This window comes from Stenotrophomonas sp. 107298_Sma (assembly GCF_056480345.1).
On record NZ_CM151094.1, the window covers coordinates 48,426 to 65,309 of the forward strand.

Sequence of the window (16,884 nt, forward strand, 5' to 3'; positions counted from 1 at the left end):
CGCCCGGAGTAGCGGCATCTGCCTTGGGTCGGGCATGACCCTGCGTTGACGTGGCCTCGGCGCCCGGCCGTGCTATTGATGGTCGAACTTCCCAGGAAGTAGCCCATGCTCACCAGATTGAGGCTTGCAGCCAGCAAAGTTACAAAGCGGATGTGGTTCCGCTCGACCCTGTATGGCGCCCTAGGCATCATCACGGCGTTGGCGGGCGCGTTCCTGAAGTTCCTCATTCCCGTCGGCCTTGCCGCACGGATCGGCGCAGATTCCGTCGGCAACATTCTTGGCATTCTTGCCGCGTCGATGCTGACGGTAACCACCTTCTCGCTGTCCACCATGGTCTCGGCATACGGGTCCGCGTCCAACAGCGCCACCCCGCGCGCGGCCCGCCTGCTGATCGAAGACACCCGGGCCCAAGGTGCGCTGGCCACCTTCATTGGTGCCTTCCTGTTCTCGATCGTGGGCCTCATCGCGCTCAGCACTGGCATCTACGGAGATAGCGGCCGGCTTGTACTGTTCGGGGCAACCATCGCGGTCATCATCGTCATCACAGTGACGTTGCTCCGGGCTATCGAGCAGTTCTCACGCTTTGGCCGCGTCGGCGAAACCATCGATCTGGTGGAGCGGGCGACCCAAGTGGCAATGAAGCGCCGCGCCGAGGAGCCTTCGCTCGGCGGAGCCAGTGCGGTTCGGGTAGGAGAGGGGGCGGTGCAGCTGGTCGGCGATCAGGTGGCCTACGTTGAACACGTGGATGTCGGGCGGATCAACGCCATTGCGCAGGAACATGATCTACGCGTTCATCTGCTCTGCCAGCCGGGTACGTTCGCAACCCCAACCCGTCCGTTGATAGCCATCGAGGGAAATCTACTTCCTGAAGTACAGAGTGAAGTGATCTCAGCCATTTCCTTTAGCGACGCGCGCTCCATCGAAAATGACCCACGGTTCGGGCTGGTCGTGCTTGCGGAAATTGCGCAGCGAGCCATGTCACCTGCGGTGAACGACCCTGGGACCTGCATCGACGTCATCGGGACATGTGTCAGGCTGCTCTGTGCATGGTCCAGCCACGCAGGGGACGCTGCGACAGGCGAGGTGCTGTATCCGCGCGTGCACGTGCAGTGTCTCGACGTACGCGACATGTTTGAGGACGCGTTCACTCCGATTGCCAGGGATGCCGCCGCGTCCCTGGAGGTCAGTATCCGGCTGCAGAAGGCCTTCGCAGCGTTGGCAGGGTCCTCGAATGAAGCGACAAGAGTCGCATCACAGGCGCATGCCCGCATCGCGTTGGAGCGCGGCCTATTGGCCATGGATTTCGAAGCTGATCGCGAGGCGCTTCGAGCCGTCGCATCTTATTTGACTCTGGAAGATGTGGACCACCGTTCGTAGTATCTTCCTATCAAAGCCTTTGAAGCGCTGCGCTGGCTATCAGTGCTCGGCTGTGGTCTGGAGCACATCCGGTCAGCTCACCTTCCACAGCATGTATGCGGCAGTAATGAAGATCAGTACTGCAAATACCGTGTTCAGAGCTCCACGATAGTTGGCCAGCTTCGTCGAAGTTGCTGCACCTGCAATACCGCCAGCCACGCCGGCAACGACGAAAACTGCCGCGAGCTTCCAGTTGACCAGACCTGTACGCGCGTAGTTCAGTGCGGTGGTCATGCCAAATGCGGCGACGGCGACGAGCGAGCTTCCGACTGCGGCGATCATCGGCATGCCCGTCGCGGCCACCAGTGCGGGCACGATGAGAAAGCCTCCGCCAATGCCAAAGAAGCCAGAAAGCCCGCCGGCGGTGGCGCCCAGCCCAATCAGCGCGGGCGCGTTGCCTCTGCCGAGCCGAGCGTCCGTGAGTCCAGGCGTGTTGCGCCTGCGAAGCATGGCGATGCCGACAACGATCATAGCCACAGCAAACAGCGCCAACAGGCTCCTGCCGTCGAACGCCTTGCCCAAGCTGGAACCCAGGTATGCGCCCGCGATCCCCGCCAGAGCGAAGACCGAGGCACAAGGCCAGCGAACGTTCCCTCTACGGGCATGTATCACCAGATTCGACACCGCATTGACCGCTACTGCCAGGGCGCTGGTGCCGATAGCCACATGCGGATCTCCCACTCCGACCACGTAGAGCATCAGTGGCACCGCCAGGATGGATCCGCCCCCACCGACCACGCCCAGGACGAAGCCGACCAGGACGCCAGACAGGCCGCCCAGAACCAACTGCAGCAGAGATAGCGCTTCCATATGTCAGTCGCCGGACGCCGGGCCTTGCTGCAGCCGTGTTGCGATGGAAGAAAGGTCATAGCCTGCATCCGAAGCAACAGACAGGACGTGGTCAAACGCCGCTCCATTGTGAACGACTTCCGACAGCGCCCAAAGCATCGCAGCACGGGTGCCGGTTCTGCAGTACGCGGCAACAGGGCTTGGCAGCGCTTCGATCAACTTGGCAAAGGTATGCACCTGATCATCGGTAATAACGCCAGGCAGCGCAGGAAGATAGGCAAACTGCATGCCCGCCTGGTGGCAGGCGGCCTGCAGCGCATGGTGACTGGGCTGCTCCGGCTGTTCATCGTCGGGGCGGTTGCAGATCACGCTCGCAAAGCCCTGCTCCTTCAGGGCTTCAATGTCCTTTGGCAGGAGCTGGCCGGACACCTTGAGGCTGGCGGAGAGTGGCTTGAGGTTCATGGTTCTCCCGTAGTTGCAGTGGGGCGGTGAATGAGGCCATGCAGGAGCACGCCAGCGATCATTGCCGTGGCGAAGATGATCGCGAAGGGCTGGCCGGTTCCCAGCAACGCGATGGCTGGGCCGGGACATAGTCCGGCCAGACCCCAACCCAGGCCGAATATCGCCGCACCGATCACCAGGCGCCGATCGATGATGCGATGGGTGGGAATGTGCAGCGATACGGCAAGCAGCGGCGTTCTGCGGGCGCGTATCCACAGGTAGGCTGCGCCGGAAGGGATCAGTGCGCCCAGCATGACCAGCGCCAGGGAGGGGTCCCAGGCGTCGCTCACATCAAGGAAAGCAAGCACGCGGGCTGGGTTGGCCATACCGGATACGACCAGTCCCAGTCCGAAGAGTGCGCCGCACAGGAACGCGGCGAGACGGATCATGCCGTGCCCCCCGCCACAATCCGTACCAGGGTCGCCGTGGCCATGCCCATGAGCATGAACACGCAGGTAGCCACCACCGACCGCGACGATCCCCTGCCCAGGCCGCAGACACCGTGCCCACTGGTACAGCCAGCGCCAAGGCGAGTTCCGTAACCCACCAGCAGTCCGGCAATCACCAATACCACTGCTCCGTTTGCGGAGAGCGCCGGCAATAGTATGGGCCTGGCCGCCAATGCCAAGCCTGACGCCAGGGCAAGTCCCGCCAGGAATAGGGCTGCACTCCCGCGTCCGCCGTCACCCGGCATGCCCAGTGTCTTGGCAAGTAGACCCGAGATGCCGGCAACGCGGCCGAGAAGGACCAGATAGGCACCGGCGGCTGTTCCAATCATGGCACCGCCAGCGAGTGGCCAGTACCAAGCCAAATGAGAGAGCGTCATAGCAGGTCCACCGGCAGCTTGAGGTAGCGCACGCCGTTGTCCTCGGGTTCGGGCAGATGGCCGGCGCACATGTTGACCTGCACTGAAGGCAGGATCAGTCGCGGCATCGGGAGCGTCGCGTCACGGGCTTCCCGCATTTCCACGAACATGGCTTCGGTCACGCCCTCGTGCACATGCAGGTTGGTTGTCCTTTCGGCACGGATGGTTGTCTCCCATACGAAATGGTTTCGACCGGTGGCCTTGTAGTCATGGCACAAGAAGACGCGGGTGGCGTCGGGCAGGGACATAAGGCGCTGGATCGAGCGATACAACTGGCGAGCGGAACCACCTGGAAAATCGCAGCGGGCGGTGCCGTAGTCCGGCATGAACAGCGTGTCTCCAGGAAATACGGCGTCGCCGATCACGTACGCCATACAAGCGGGGGTGTGGCCCGGCACGTGCAGCGACATCGCCTGGAGATTACCGATGCGGAAGGAGGCACCATCGGCGAACAGCCGATCAAACTGGCTGCCATCCCGCTTGAATGCAGTGCCGGCATTGAAGACTTTGCCGAAGGTTTCCTGGACAGTGGTGATGCGCTCGCCGATGGCCAGCGTACCTCCCACCTGGCCCTGCAGCCATGGTGCTGCTGAGAGGTGGTCGGCATGCGCGTGGGTTTCCAGCAACCATTGCACCTGTAGGCGCTCGGTCCGCACGTAGTCCACCAACGCCGATGCGGAGGCAGTGGAGGTGCGGGCTGCGGCCATGTCGAAGTCAAGGACGCTGTCGATGATGGCGCACGCTGAAGAAGATGGATCGCGTACGACGTGACTGGCAGTGAAAGTGGCAGGATCGAAGAAGGTCTTTACATGAGGCGAGGGGAGCAGGCCGGCACGGGCATCGTTGACGACGCGGACAGCCTGCTCCAAGGGGGCGTCTACCGCTACGGATTGGTTCACGACTGGCTCCGGGGGGATTGGTTGCTTAATACTTACATAGTTACATAAAGTGTGCAACTATAGAAGCATGCTAGACTGGGCGCCTTCCCCATGGTGTTTGCATCACATCACCCGGCCAAGTTGCCCTTACCCGTGACCAGCCCCCCATTCAGCCCGTCAGACCTAGCCACGATGAAGGAGCGCGTGCCCGAAGTGGCCGAGTTGCTGCGCTTCATGGCCACTCCCTCCCGCCTGTTGCTGCTGTGCCAGCTCGCCCAAGGTGAAATGACGGTGAGCGGACTGGAGGACGCCACCGGCATCCGACAGCCGGCGCTCTCCCAGCAACTGGCCGAACTCCGCCAACGAAAGCTTGTAGCGACCCGACGGGAATCGCGGTCGATCGTCTACCGCATGGCAGACCCGCGCGTTGCAGCACTGCTGGGCGCGATGCATGGGATCTTCTGTGCGGACGATACATCAACTTGAAGTGGCCTAAGGCGTCTAGAAGGGACGGGCTAGACTCACTGACCTAGGGGAATTTAGGCCATCGGCGTAGTCTGCCCCAAAACCAATTGACCGCAGCAGGCTCGAGGTCTGCTGCGGCCTAGGGATGTTTATCAGGGATGGGGTGGATGTCTGCTTATGGCCGAAAGCGGACATCGCCAAGGCAGTGGATTAAGGTTGTTTATCGTGGCATGGGCATGGCACCTTTCGATCCAGAGCGGACATCAGCGTGAGCGCACGCTCTGCACCCTGGTAGCTCTCACTACACATCGGACTGTTAAGTGAACCACAGCCGTCCTAAAATGAGGCCGTATCAAGGGTCTAGTCCTCAAATCACGGGCTGCGGGTACTTCGTATAGCCCGACTCGAGGAGCCGACCATTGTTCATTTAGCACGGCGCAATCATTCTGGGCAGCGGACGGGGACGTGATGAAGCAAGACATGAAGGAAAAGCTCAAAGAAGCCGTGTTTGATGTCGAGCACGCTTTAGGAATGTACGCTTCTGGCTACTGCACCATTCCAGCAGAAGCAATCTATGACAAAGATGCGTTGGCTTCAGTCATGAGCGTAGTCAAAGATTGCCATATCTACCTTATTGGGCTCGTACCCAGGATTGTCCTTGAGAATGCAAAACTAGAGAACGACAAGCTGAGCATTTTTATGAGTGCTCTAGGACAGACTTACGAGGTCAAGTACCCGTGCCCAGAAGGGTGTCGGTTGCAGCTGGTCGATGACATATATCACGTTGTTGATGCATCGGGACGCTTGGGATGGCCAAGTCCTCAGGACCTACAGGCACGACTAAGCTCCATATCGCAGGCGATAGATTTCGACGTGAAGTACATCGGGCAGGCCTACGGAAAAGATGGATCACGCAATGCCTTAGACAGACTGCTGAAGCACGAGACGCTTCAGAAAATTGCCTTGAAAGGCATTCCTGAGACGCACAAGCTAACCCTGCTGCTGTTGACAGTTGTTCCCAACAGTCAGCTCTTCACGTTCTTCAATCCATTCGCCAAGAACAAAGATAATGATGGGACGCGCATTCGCGCGGGGCTGGAGAAGCTATACGAGACTAGTGAGCAAGAACGAATCACTCTCTATGAGGCATCACTTATCCGGTACTTCTCTCCCGAGTACAACATTGAGTTCAAAAACAGCTTCCCGTCCACCAACCTGAAGGTCCTTCAAGCCTGCTACGAGAAGGATTTCAGTGCGCTTGTGGCAGAGATATGCATCGACGAGCTTCCGTTCAGATTAAGATCTGACTGTGTAGCACCGGCGCACTATCACATAGCTAAGCACAACTTGCATAAAGAGAGTGACCGGCGAATATTCTTTGGACTGTAGTTCGGTGAATTCTCTGTCTGCTGCTGGCGGGAAGCTGTCGTGGGCTCGACATGGCAGCAACTGACCCAAAGCGGACATCCATCAGTGCTTGTCCACTGCTCTTGAAATGCGGCCTGGTCTGCTTGCTGGGTCCGGCTATGCCTCGGCTTGTCAGCCGGACCCAGCAGCCCTAAGATCGAGCCGCTGTCAGCGGGGATAGCCCACCATATGGTGGTATGTGGATAAGTCGTGTAACCGGACCCAGGGATCCGGCTACAAGGTAGTTAGGCAGCAGGGGGAGATGGTGGACAGCCGAAGTATCTTTGAAAGACTGACACGATCCGTGCCAATCAATCTCGCAGACCTCCCAGAAGAGTTCGGTATCTACGCTCTTTGGGACCATGAACGACAAATCCGGTACATCGGTAGCACACCAAAAGCCACCGAGGGATTCCGCACCAGGATTTACAGCAAGCACGCCACTGGCAGCGAAGGTCGCAGCCACAAGTTCACGCAAGCGTATTGCACCGGCCGTATGTGGCGTTACTGCAAGAAGCTTGATCACCCAGCTGCCGCTCGCGAGCAGTCCGCCACAGATGCGGACGCAGCAAAGAAGCTGAGAAACGCCTTTATTCGTAAGCACTGTGGGGCGAGCTACGTATCCATACCTCGTAGCTATCTGCCAGAGCCATACTTCGCAAACCTCACTTCATTGGAGTTCCAGCTTCAGGCTATGGCACCTTCAAGCATGCGGGCGTGGGAGGGTATTGGGTTTCGGCCTCTACCAGAACCGGCACCTCTCGTGGATCGCTTGTTGGCTGAACTACCTCACTTTGCAGCAGGCGCTGAAAGGCAGCATGCCATCTATAAGGCGCATGTGCTTTGCACTGATGTCTAACAATTCATTGATACTCGCCTTCTCAACAAGCTGCGCAATCAATGCGCGCATGAGTGGGGAGATTTCCGCATTGCCCAACAGATAGTTGATACCTACATTGAGCCAATGACAATGAAACATGCGCTCAATGCTGAAAATGAGGTCCAACCGATCCTGTTCCCACCAAGCTGCGCGCCGAAGCAAGTGCTCGTCAGTACCCTTGCGGCGTTGATCACCTTTGCGAACCTGCTCAAGCCCCTTCTCAAAGCGGCCGTCACGGAGGGAACGGGTGACGGCATCTAACGATTCCAAGCCGAAGCCGCCTGATGGCTCGGCTTAGTTCAGGCGTTTGGCGGTGTCCGCTTTTGGCCGGAAGCGTACGCTGACCAAACGATGTTTTAGCCCGGCCACTCACGGGCCGTCGGGCGCTCAACGGGGCCAATACAGTGCCCCTGAGTCCTCGCCGCATTAGTCGGAACGCTAACCTCCCCTTCATTGCCATGGGCTAGGGGGGAATTTCTATCCTGAGCCGCGTTAGCCTTGACAGAGCACCAGTTCGATAGGGGTTGCGCTGAACACTTCCCCTCAAACACATATAGTGTTGTTGCTCGTACTGCTTTGCACGTCCCTCGCATGCCTATCTGAACCTGTCGCCGGGCCTGGACTTCGAAACCAAGCTGTTCGCCAAGACCAATGCGCCGCAACTGCTGCGCAAGGAACTTTCGAAACCGGGCTACGTGCCGCAACCGATTGCGCTGGGCATCAACACCGATGCGTACCAACCGATCGAGCGCAAGTTCAAACTGACCCGCCAGCTGATTGAAGTGATGCTGGAGACGAAGCATCCATTCTCGCTGATCACCAAGAACGCGCTGGTCGAGCGCGATATCGATCTGCTTGAGCCGCTGGCGGCGGAGAACCTGGTCAGCGTGCACTTCTCGGTGACCTCGCTGGATCCGCATCTTTCCGCAAAGCTGGAGCCACGTGCGTCTGCACCGCATGCACGGCTGCGCGCGATGAAGCGCCTGCATGAGGCAGGTATTCCGGTTGGGGTGATGGTGGCGCCGGTGATTCCGTGGATCAACGACAGCGAACTGGAAGCCGTGCTGGAGGCCGCACACGATGCGGGCGCCAGCACCGCCGGCTACGTGCTGCTGCGCCTGCCGCTGGAAGTGGCACCGCTGTTCCGCGACTGGCTGGATACCCATCATCCCGATCGCGCCGCACATGTGATGAGCACCATCCAGCAGCTGCGCGGGGGCAAGGACTACGACAGCCAGTTCGGCACTCGCATGCGTGGCCAGGGCGTATATGCCGATCTGTTGAACAACCGCTTCAAGCTGGCACGCAAGCGACTGGGTTTCAATGCGCAGAACAGCCATTGGCCGAAGCTGGATTGCAGCCGGTTCCAGAAGCCGTTGCCGCCGCGCAAGGAATCGCCGCAGGGCTCGTTGTTCTGAGGCAGCGCTGTGTCGGAAGGACGCCATCGCGTTCCGTGAGACGCACTGCGCACTGTTCAATCTGTCGGATATCGGACTACCATTCTCTCCCTGAACGCGCTGCGCTTGCGCGGGGGGACGTGGATTGAAGAGAGGCTCAGTCCCTCAAGGATCGCCTGCGATGACAGGCTGAGGAGCGCGGCGAATGGACAAGTTGCCTCTTGCCACAATGGTAGCCCTGTTGCTGGCCAGTTGCAGCACCGTGGGGGGGGACATCATCATCCGTATTTCAGGGACAGTGCCGGCATCCTCAGTCATCGCCGAGCGCCAGGACACATGCCAGCTGCAGATGGTCTCCATCGAGACCGGGGAACATCTGAATACCAGGGAAGTTGGGGGTGAGTTCTCCTTGACGTTGATGGTTGTCTCAGGCCCAGCGCCGACACACTATTTCTTTATTGCCGACTGCAGCGATGGTCGCAGGTTGAACTCCAGGAAAATCAGCATCAGCAGTCGCCGCTCACAGAGCAGGACCTTCAATCTTGGAACGCTCAGTGAAGGCGACCTCTGACGCTTCGAACCGTTGTTCTGGATCATCTCCAGGTGCAGTGGAAGATGGAAATGCACCTGATCAGCACCGCAATGATCGACCGGGACAGCAGCGTTGTATGCGCGCGATCATGGGGACATTCAGAGCCTTGATGCCGCTGCTCATTGCGATGGTGCTGAGTGTCTGCGCCTTCCTGCCAACAAGAACAAGCAGTAAGTTCTATGTCGCAGCTGCGGACTCAGGTCGTGACGGATGCTCAATGGTTGCCTACAGGGAGCTGGCGTTGGCCTGCGGAGGGCCACTGCGGCGCCCGTGCATTCAATAGGCACATCAAGGCGGTGTGGCTTCCGGTTGAACGCTTGCCTGCGTGGGAGGGTGTCCCGGGCAAGGGGGACTCAATCATCGAGGAGAGTCTACAGCCGGCGTGAGGGAGCAATGCCGGCGAAGCCTGTGTGGTCGCCGCAGCTTACGCACTTCAGCCTGTAGCGATCCATATGCTCCCGGCGGAGTTGTAGAGGTTGCAACCGTCCGCTACGGTAGCAGGGGGAGCGATTCGGTCGACTATAGGATGACCGGTCAATCGCGGAAGCTTGCCGTGGGGAAGTCGAGGCAAAAGGGTGAATAAAGAACAGTTGAGAACGATGGCTCTTCCAGTCGGACGAGCCCTCTGCGTCGGTGCGGTGGTCTATTTCTACAGCAGAGCATCGTCCCTGTATCGCCTCGTCAGAGAGTGCCTCGATCAAGTGGACGACACCCCTGCGTTCGAGTACTGCAAGGGATACCCGGATTCCATCCAGTTCCAGCTTATCGGTATGACGATCGCGTTCTTCATGCTTCTTCTGATAAATCACAGGATGGGAGCTTCCAATACGAACAGACCCGGGCGAACCTCCGGGTAACCACGCGGCGACAGGTGAATCTTCTCCAACCTCTGGCAGACAGCTTTCAATATGGAGCTCGAATCCAAGAATGAAGTTGTCGGTCCAAATACTCTGCTTCCTCATTCCTCTTGTGTTCGGTACGCAGCCTGCACAGGCGGAGAAAGTGCATGAATGTATCGTCGTTCCGCAGGCCACGGTCGTCACTGACATGCCGGCTGGCCTGGACGAGTTCGAACAACGACTATGGGCGGCAAGTACAGGTCAGAGAGTGCGCAAGGGCACGGACACCCTTCTTCTGCTGCGCCTCTTTTCGGAGTCGCCGGGCGTGATCGATTCCCAGCAGTACACCAAGATCACAGGCAGCCTGAAGCGAAACACGCCTTCGACGGAAGGGACGCCGGAGGTAGTGGATGCGCGCTTGACAAGTGGCGGCGCGGGCTTCGCGCACAAGGGAGACTTCTGGCTGTCCGATTCAGCGGACGTCGAACTACATCAGCCGCACAAGGGCGATAGTCGGTTCGAAGTCAAAGTGTCGGCTGTTGGGTGGAACAGCTATCGAAAAGAAGACCGTTCCTTTTATCTCCAGTTCACCTGTCAACTCAAGGAAATCCCTGTCGAGAAGCTCAGTGCCTGGCAAGGAGGCAACGACGATCTCTGGGGATCCTTTGGACCTGCCAGATAACTGTGCGACCTCGGCACATACCCGGCAGCTATTGATCAGGCGGCGTGGATCGGGCCAGCTTGAGAGCTCGTCTTGCTATGCCAACACGATGGAAACGACATGGAACAACTACGAGAGCCGGAGATGGAAGAACTCAAGTCGTGGACGCAGAACAGATCTGCCTGCTGGTTAGGGGCAATGTATCCGGAACAACGCGATAGCTGAAGTGAAGATCATCTATTGGCTGGGTATCGCGTTCCTGTGGATGCTCCCATTGAATTTTCTTCTGCTGACGGCGGCCAAATTGCTGTCAGCGGATGCGCTAGGCATCGAAGAGCTCGTCGGCCTCGGCATGGCCGTATTTGGTGGGGTAGCGGGAGGGATCCTGTATCGCCGTCGTCCTCGCAAGCGCACCGATCAGCCGAGCATCAATGCTTCGGTTCTCGGGACAAAGACGATTGAACCCTTGCGGGATTCAAGTTGCGGCGAACAACGGCAGTCGGGGAATGGGCCATGAAAAAGGTACCGTTGCGCCATCTGCTTCTATGCGCTGTCGTTGCTGCCTTGATAGGAGGGAATTACCTTTCAATGTTCGGATCCATCGGAGGTGGCGATTGGACCGGAAAGCCAACAGAAGCAGAACTGCGCGCTGCTACCGAGACTTTTGAACTCCCTTCAGGGATCCGTCCTACGAACGTGAGGTTCTTACCGAAGGTCACATTCATGAGTGTCGTTTTCGACGCCGAACTCGAATCTGATCCAGAGCAGAGCGCTGCCTTCTTCATCAAACAAGCTGCAGAGAAGCACTGGCGACTGCAGAAAGACAAACGGCAGCGCCATTACCGATTGATGGTCTTCTGCGAGGATCGCCTGGCGCACTCGGTAGAGCTGACGACAAGAGGCAGTAAGGTGAAGCTCTATGGAGGAACCTATTGGGACTCGGACAGGGACGGTGACTACTACTGCTCTACGAGCGCCCGGTAATCCACCGATGGAACAACGAGCTTCCATGGATACTGGCTCCAATTGGAAGGGGCACGGTGACCTCACCCACCCCCAAACAACTTCTATGCGCCCTGGAACAGGATCCAGCTGGTCGCGATGAACTTGTCTCCACCTTGTGGCCGATTGCCACGATGCGTATGAGTAAACGCAGTCGGCGCGATCAGCAGACTGCCGGTGCGCGGCGCGACCTTCCGGTCCTGCTACAGGAACTCGGTTTCCCTGGACATTACTACGATGGCGAGAGCGGGCTCTGGTACAACGGCTTCCGCGACTACGACGCGACTGCGGGGCGGTATGTGCAGAGTGATCCGATTGGGTTGGTGGGAGGCATGAACACTTACTCCTACGTATCAAGCAACCCAGTAAGTTATATCGACCCTCTTGGATTGACTCAGGCTGACATTGATTGCCTCTATGCTCGTGCAAAAAGCGTCGAGCGTGACCTGAAGTTCCTAAAAAGTGATCTGACTGTCAAAGATCTCGGTGGCGATGTCGCTTGGGTTTACAATCATCTTGCAAGGAGGCTAACCCTCGACGACCGGTATCTTAAAGTACTCACTCCGGTGGATATGCTGGATCTGTACGACACCATTGTTCATGAACTAGGACACAAGACGGTTGGTATCAAGTCCGGCTTGGGATCGGCCAATGAGGGGCCACATGCGCAGATTTACAGGGATGCGGCGGCACGCACAGAGAGGCAGAAGGAATGGATCAGCGGAGGCGGTTGTGATTGTACTCAGTAGATTGCACGCGCAATCCATTGTGTTGGCGATGCTGGCTTGGCTTCCGATGACAGCAGCCGCAGCGGACCGATCTGCGTTCTTTGTGAACCATGCGTCATCGATTGAAGACAAGTGCCTTGAAGTTGATACGAGAAGCTTGCCCTTCTCGTGCCACAGAATTTCCGATGGCGCGCAAACCGTAGTCGCTGTGAGGGAGTTCAAGCGTGCCTGGAATGCCGACAGGTCGAGTTTCTCAAAGCTGACGGTAGTACTTCCTGGAGTGCTCCGCGCTGGGCAAGTCCTCGCTATTGGAGATGAGGGAGTACGTGTTTTCTTCAGCAAGGGTGCGAGTGCTTTTGCAGGTAAGAGTGGCTGTTACAGTACAGCCGCTTCCGGCCAGATCATCATCGACGCAGTCGAGCGGAATTGGATTGAGGTTTCGTTGGAGACGACTTTCACACTCGCAAGCCCTCTGGATTGGCCGGAAGACTGTGACGCTCCTGTCAGCATCCATCGTGCAATCAAGGCCGACAGCGCGGACATCGCCGAACTGCGAGCGTGGGAGGGGAGACCGGGTGGCGACGATTCTCCTTTTGAAGAGGCGAATCCCCCCAAAAGGTAATTGGAGTCAGGCTGATAGCTTCCGTCGTAGTCGCTGCTCCGACCCCTACATCAAGGACATCTGGACAACGGCATTTCAGCTTGACCATCCGGACCGCGCCGCACGGAGCCGTCATGTGCGCCGCCGGGCGGAGGTCCCCGGTCCACCAGGCGATCGAGAGGAAGACTCGTACGCGATGCAACATCTGTGGTGTGGAGGTTGTCTCGGAACGGGATCAGGTGGTGTACGCCATCGGGTACGTGCTCACGATGGCCGATGTGACACCCGGGGGATAGTTCTTCCTGTAGGCGTCCTGGCCTCGATAGCCCTGGGTGGTCGCTGCGATGATTGCGGAAGAGATCCTCATCTGGGTACCCGCCATGTACTTCCATTCGCGGAACGCCAAGCTGCCTACCGTGCGGGAGCGACCGGAGCGATATGGGCGGAAGCAGATTGCGTAGCGTCGAGCAGACCTGACGTTCACCCCCCAAACAGCTTCTGCGCGCTCTGGAACAGGATCCAGCTGGTCGCGATGAACTTGTCGCCGCCCTGCGGCCTGTTGCCACGATGGGTATGAGTAAACGCAGTCGGCGCAATCAGCAGACTGCCGGTGCGCGGCGCGATCTTCCGCCCCTGGAACAGGAACTCGGTTTCGCCCTCTTCGAAGTCGTCGTTGAGGTACAGCGTCCACAGCACATGCCGGTGCAGGGTCTCGGCCTGCGCGTCCTTCGGGTACAGCTCGCAGTGCCAGTACGGATAGCCGCCCTCGCCCGCCGCATACCACTGCAGGTTGATCGCGCCCGGGCGCAGGCAGGTGCGGGCCAGATCGGCCAGCTGCTGCTGCGGCATGTCGGGGAAGTCCTCGGCAGACAGGCGTCGCGGTTGGCCGTTGCTGTCCTGGATCTGCAACATCAGCGGCGCGATCAACGCCTGTGGATAACGGCGTAGATAAGTCAGCAGGCCATTGAACACTGCGATCTGCAGCTGCTGATCGACATCCTGCCAGCCGTCCAGCCCACTGATGCGCAGATCCTTGCTGTGCTTGAGTTCCGGGAACACGCCACTGCCTACGGCACCGGGTTGCAGGCCACGCGTGGCGCGCAGGCGCTCAACGATCGCCGCGCAGACCTCGCTGGGGACGGCGTTGTGGATGACTTCGATGAAATCGACCGGGCCCTGCTCGTGCATGCGTGCATTCCTTAGGCGGCAATGGCTTGATGGTGCCGTTTGCCGCCCTCGGTGTCACCCCACGGTCATGTCATCGTTCTGCCATGATCGTTGTCGGGAGACTTGCCTCAGCCCTGCGCGTCGTCGTGCGCGTGGTGGTAGCGCACGGCTTCGGCCACTTCCTCGCGCGAACCGAGGAACACCGGCACGCGCTGGTGCAGCTGGTCGGGCTGGATGTCGAGGATGCGCTCGCGGCCGGTCCAGGCGGCGCCGCCGGCCTGTTCGACCAGCAGGCCCATTGGGTTGGCTTCGTACATCAAGCGCAGCTTGCCGGCCTTGGACGGATCCTTCTTGTCCCACGGATAGATGAAGATGCCGCCGCGGGTCAGGATGCGATGCACGTCGGCCACCATGCTGGCGATCCAGCGCATGTTGAAGTTCTGGCCGCGCGCGCCTTCCTTGCCCGCCAGCAGATCGCCGACGTACGCCTGCATCGGCGCTTCCCAGTGACGCTGGTTGGACATGTTGATGGCGAATTCCTGGGTGGCCGCCGGAATCTGCATGTTCTCGGTGGTCAGCACGAACTCACCCTTCTCGCGGTCCAGGGTGAAGGCGTGGGTACCGTGGCCGACGGTCAGCACCAGCTGGGTGCTCGGCCCATAGATGCAGTAGCCGGCGGCGATCTGCTTGCTGCCCGGCTGCAGGAAGGCATCATCGCCCGGCAGTTCGACATTGGTCGGGCAGCGCAGCACCGAGAAGATGGTGCCGACGGAAACGTTGACGTCAATGTTGGAGCTGCCATCGAGGGGATCGAACAGCAGCAGGAAGTCGCCACGCGGATAGATGTCCGGCACCGGCTGGCTGTGGTCCATTTCTTCCGAAGCACAAGCGGCGAGATGACCGCCCCAGGCGTTGGCTTCGAGCAGGATCTCGTTGCTGATGACGTCCAGCTTCTTCTGCGCTTCGCCCTGCACGTTGCCGGTACCGGCGTCGCCGAGCACGCCACCGAGGGCGCCCTTGCTGACGGCAATGGAGATGCTGGTGCAGGCGCGGGCGACGACCGCGATCAGCTGGCGCAGGTCGGCGTTGATGCGGCCGGCGTGCTGTTCCTGGATCAGGAAGCGGGTCAACGAAGTACGGGACATGAGCGGGCAGGTCTCGGCAGCGGGAAAACGCCTATTGTCGCCCGTATGGCGGGGCCGTGCGTGAGCGCGGGAAGGCGTAATCGTTTCCAGATGCGTTGCGCTCGTGGCGCCTTCCTTTTGTCGAGGCTCGTGGGAGGGGGAGGCGATGCAGGACACGCTGCAAGTACGTCCATGTAAGCTCGATGGCGCCATCCATGGCGCCAACGGTCCTGCATCGCCTCCCCCTCCCACGCGCTTCAGGGTTCGCCGCGAGCGCGGTGGGTGTGGCAAAGGCAGGGGCAAATGCAAAAAAACAAAGGCGCCTTTCGGCGCCTTTGTTTTCAAGCACGTGCAACGTTTTTTCAGCTCTTGGCGACGGTGGCCACGGCCTTGGCGACGTATTCCAGGTTGTTCTGGTTCAGCGCGGCCACGCAGATGCGGCCGGTGCCGACGGCGTAGATGCCGAACTCGTCGCGCAGGCGCTCGACCTGCTCACGGCTCAGGCCGGAGTAGGAGAACATGCCGGCCTGTTCGTTGATGAAGGCGAACTGCGGCGCACCGGCGGCGGCCAGCTTCTCGACCAGGCCCTGGCGCAGGGCATGGATGCGCTCGCGCATCTCGGTCAGCTCCTGCTCCCACATCGCGCGCAGTTCCGGGTTGGTCAGCACGCCGGCCACCAGCGCGGCACCGTGGGTGGACGGGCTGGAGTAGATGGTGCGGATCACGCGCTTGACCTGCGACTGCACGGCCTTGGCGTCAGCAGCGGTCGGCGCCACCATCGACAGCGCACCCACGCGCTCGCCGTACAGCGAGAACGACTTGGAGTACGAGTTGGCGACGATGAAGCTGTCGATGCCGGCTTCGGCGATGATGCGCACGGCGGCGCCGTCCTGCTCGATGCCCTTGTCGAAGCCCTGGTAGGCCATGTCGATGAAGGGGAACAGCTGGCGGTCCTTCAGCAGCTGCGCGACCTGCTTCCACTGGCTGACGGTGAGGTCGGCGCCGGTGGGGTTATGGCAGCAGGCGTGCAGCAGCACCACGGTGCCGGCTTCCAGCTTGCCGAGGTCGGCCAGCAGGCCATCGAAGTTCACGCCATGAGTGGTCGGGTCGAAGTAGGTGTAATCCACAACTTCGAAACCGGCCGCACTGAACACCGCGCGATGGTTTTCCCAGCTCGGGTTGCTCAGTGCAACGGTGGCGTGCGGCAGCAGCTTCTTCAGCACATCGGCGCCGACACGCAGCGCACCGCTGCCACCGACGGTCTGTGCGGTGGTGACGCGGCCGGCGGCCAGCAGCGGCGAGTCCTTGCCGAACACCAGCTCACGCGTTGCCTGCGTGTACGCCGGCAGGCCATCGATCGGCAGGTAGCCGCGCGGTTTGGCCTCGTTGGCGAGCTGCTGCTCGATCTGCTTGACGGCGCGCAGCAGCGGAATGCGGCCGCTCTCGTCGTAGTAGATGCCCACACCCAGGTTGACCTTGGTCGGGCGGCTGTCGGCGTTGTACGCCTCGGTCAGGCCCAGGATCGGGTCGCCTGGGACCAGTTCCACGTTTGCAAAGAAGGACACGGCGGTA

17 protein-coding genes and 3 pseudogenes are annotated in these 16,884 nt (G+C 59.8%); 9 read left to right on the forward strand and 11 right to left on the reverse strand.

Features of this window, described 5'->3' with window-relative positions:
* The first annotated feature begins 105 nt into the window (after window positions 1–105).
* Window positions 106–1,377: a DUF2254 domain-containing protein gene (locus ACZK2G_RS00240; protein ID WP_005420848.1), complete on the forward strand. Its 1,272-nt coding sequence runs from the start codon at window positions 106–108 to the stop codon at window positions 1,375–1,377.
* 72 nt (window positions 1,378–1,449) lie between these two features.
* Here the strand turns inward: ACZK2G_RS00240 and ACZK2G_RS00245 are convergent, their stop codons facing one another.
* The 5 genes from ACZK2G_RS00245 to ACZK2G_RS00265 are packed head-to-tail and all read right to left on the reverse strand — an operon-like array spanning window position 1,450 to window position 4,398.
* Window positions 1,450–2,211 carry a sulfite exporter TauE/SafE family protein gene (locus ACZK2G_RS00245; protein WP_080353444.1) on the reverse strand — a complete coding sequence of 254 codons (762 nt, stop codon included), beginning with the start codon at window positions 2,209–2,211 and terminating at the stop codon, window positions 1,450–1,452.
* A gap of 18 nt (window positions 2,212–2,229) precedes the next feature.
* Entirely contained in the window at window positions 2,230–2,667 is a 438-nt protein-coding gene (locus ACZK2G_RS00250) for a protein tyrosine phosphatase family protein (protein WP_065178729.1), read from the reverse strand.
* Window positions 2,664–3,095 carry a YeeE/YedE family protein gene (locus ACZK2G_RS00255; protein ID WP_100441041.1) on the reverse strand — a complete coding sequence of 144 codons (432 nt, stop codon included), beginning with the start codon at window positions 3,093–3,095 and terminating at the stop codon, window positions 2,664–2,666. The genes ACZK2G_RS00250 and ACZK2G_RS00255 overlap by 4 nt, the downstream gene beginning before the upstream one ends.
* On the reverse strand, window positions 3,092–3,532 hold the full coding sequence (locus tag ACZK2G_RS00260) for a YeeE/YedE family protein (RefSeq protein WP_100441042.1): 441 nt from the start codon (window positions 3,530–3,532) through the stop codon (window positions 3,092–3,094). The genes ACZK2G_RS00255 and ACZK2G_RS00260 overlap by 4 nt, the downstream gene beginning before the upstream one ends.
* Window positions 3,529–4,398 carry an MBL fold metallo-hydrolase gene (locus ACZK2G_RS00265; protein WP_199849323.1) on the reverse strand — a complete coding sequence of 290 codons (870 nt, stop codon included), beginning with the start codon at window positions 4,396–4,398 and terminating at the stop codon, window positions 3,529–3,531. Before ACZK2G_RS00265 ends, ACZK2G_RS00260 begins: the two co-directional genes overlap by 4 nt.
* Before the next feature lie 243 nt (window positions 4,399–4,641).
* Here ACZK2G_RS00265 and ACZK2G_RS00270 point away from each other — a divergent pair, with 243 nt between their 5' ends.
* Window positions 4,642–4,935 carry an ArsR/SmtB family transcription factor gene (locus tag ACZK2G_RS00270; RefSeq protein ID WP_021202108.1) on the forward strand — a complete coding sequence of 98 codons (294 nt, stop codon included), beginning with the start codon at window positions 4,642–4,644 and terminating at the stop codon, window positions 4,933–4,935.
* A gap of 459 nt (window positions 4,936–5,394) precedes the next feature.
* Window positions 5,395–6,303 (forward strand): hypothetical protein, encoded by a 909-nt coding sequence (locus ACZK2G_RS00275; RefSeq protein WP_224119317.1) that lies wholly within the window; start codon window positions 5,395–5,397, stop codon window positions 6,301–6,303.
* A gap of 802 nt (window positions 6,304–7,105) precedes the next feature.
* On the opposite strand, the gene ACZK2G_RS00280 is transcribed toward ACZK2G_RS00275, so the two are convergent.
* Window positions 7,106–7,471: a hypothetical protein gene (locus tag ACZK2G_RS00280; RefSeq protein WP_100441045.1), complete on the reverse strand. Its 366-nt coding sequence runs from the start codon at window positions 7,469–7,471 to the stop codon at window positions 7,106–7,108.
* A gap of 293 nt (window positions 7,472–7,764) precedes the next feature.
* Here ACZK2G_RS00280 and ACZK2G_RS00285 point away from each other — a divergent pair.
* The 5 genes and pseudogenes from ACZK2G_RS00285 to ACZK2G_RS00305 form a co-directional block, all read left to right on the forward strand.
* Window positions 7,765–8,619 (forward strand): annotated as a pseudogene (locus ACZK2G_RS00285) (PA0069 family radical SAM protein); the annotation flags it as partial.
* 184 nt (window positions 8,620–8,803) lie between these two features.
* Window positions 8,804–9,169: a hypothetical protein gene (locus tag ACZK2G_RS00290; RefSeq protein WP_478474360.1), complete on the forward strand. Its 366-nt coding sequence runs from the start codon at window positions 8,804–8,806 to the stop codon at window positions 9,167–9,169.
* Between the two features lie 948 nt (window positions 9,170–10,117).
* A complete protein-coding gene (locus ACZK2G_RS00295; protein ID WP_426354639.1) occupies window positions 10,118–10,711 on the forward strand; it encodes a hypothetical protein in 594 nt (197 codons plus the stop codon).
* A gap of 205 nt (window positions 10,712–10,916) precedes the next feature.
* A complete protein-coding gene (locus ACZK2G_RS00300) occupies window positions 10,917–11,207 on the forward strand; it encodes a hypothetical protein (protein ID WP_100447254.1) in 291 nt (96 codons plus the stop codon).
* Window positions 11,204–11,674, forward strand: a complete 471-nt coding sequence (locus ACZK2G_RS00305) for a hypothetical protein (RefSeq protein ID WP_478474361.1) — start codon at window positions 11,204–11,206, stop codon at window positions 11,672–11,674. Before ACZK2G_RS00300 ends, ACZK2G_RS00305 begins: the two co-directional genes overlap by 4 nt.
* A gap of 83 nt (window positions 11,675–11,757) precedes the next feature.
* On the opposite strand, the pseudogene ACZK2G_RS00310 reads toward ACZK2G_RS00305, so the two are convergent.
* Window positions 11,758–11,913 (reverse strand): annotated as a pseudogene (locus tag ACZK2G_RS00310) (2OG-Fe(II) oxygenase); the annotation flags it as partial.
* A 39-nt stretch (window positions 11,914–11,952) separates the two neighbouring features.
* Here ACZK2G_RS00310 and ACZK2G_RS00315 point away from each other — a divergent pair.
* Window positions 11,953–12,441 (forward strand): annotated as a pseudogene (locus ACZK2G_RS00315) (RHS repeat-associated core domain-containing protein); the annotation flags it as partial.
* An 815-nt stretch (window positions 12,442–13,256) separates the two neighbouring features.
* On the opposite strand, the gene ACZK2G_RS00320 reads toward ACZK2G_RS00315, so the two are convergent.
* From ACZK2G_RS00320 to ACZK2G_RS00335, 4 genes are all read right to left on the reverse strand, one after another.
* Window positions 13,257–13,388, reverse strand: coding sequence for a hypothetical protein (locus ACZK2G_RS00320; protein WP_282567867.1), 132 nt, complete (start codon window positions 13,386–13,388; stop codon window positions 13,257–13,259).
* A gap of 113 nt (window positions 13,389–13,501) precedes the next feature.
* Complete coding sequence (locus ACZK2G_RS00325; RefSeq protein ID WP_065724008.1) at window positions 13,502–14,209, reverse strand: 2OG-Fe(II) oxygenase; 708 nt, start codon at window positions 14,207–14,209, stop codon at window positions 13,502–13,504.
* Between the two features lie 107 nt (window positions 14,210–14,316).
* Window positions 14,317–15,333 carry a class 1 fructose-bisphosphatase gene (locus tag ACZK2G_RS00330; RefSeq protein ID WP_478474362.1) on the reverse strand — a complete coding sequence of 339 codons (1,017 nt, stop codon included), beginning with the start codon at window positions 15,331–15,333 and terminating at the stop codon, window positions 14,317–14,319.
* Window positions 15,334–15,674: 341 nt separating this feature from the next.
* A complete protein-coding gene (locus ACZK2G_RS00335; protein WP_046987679.1) occupies window positions 15,675–16,877 on the reverse strand; it encodes an amino acid aminotransferase in 1,203 nt (400 codons plus the stop codon).
* Between the last annotated feature and the right edge of the window lie 7 nt (window positions 16,878–16,884).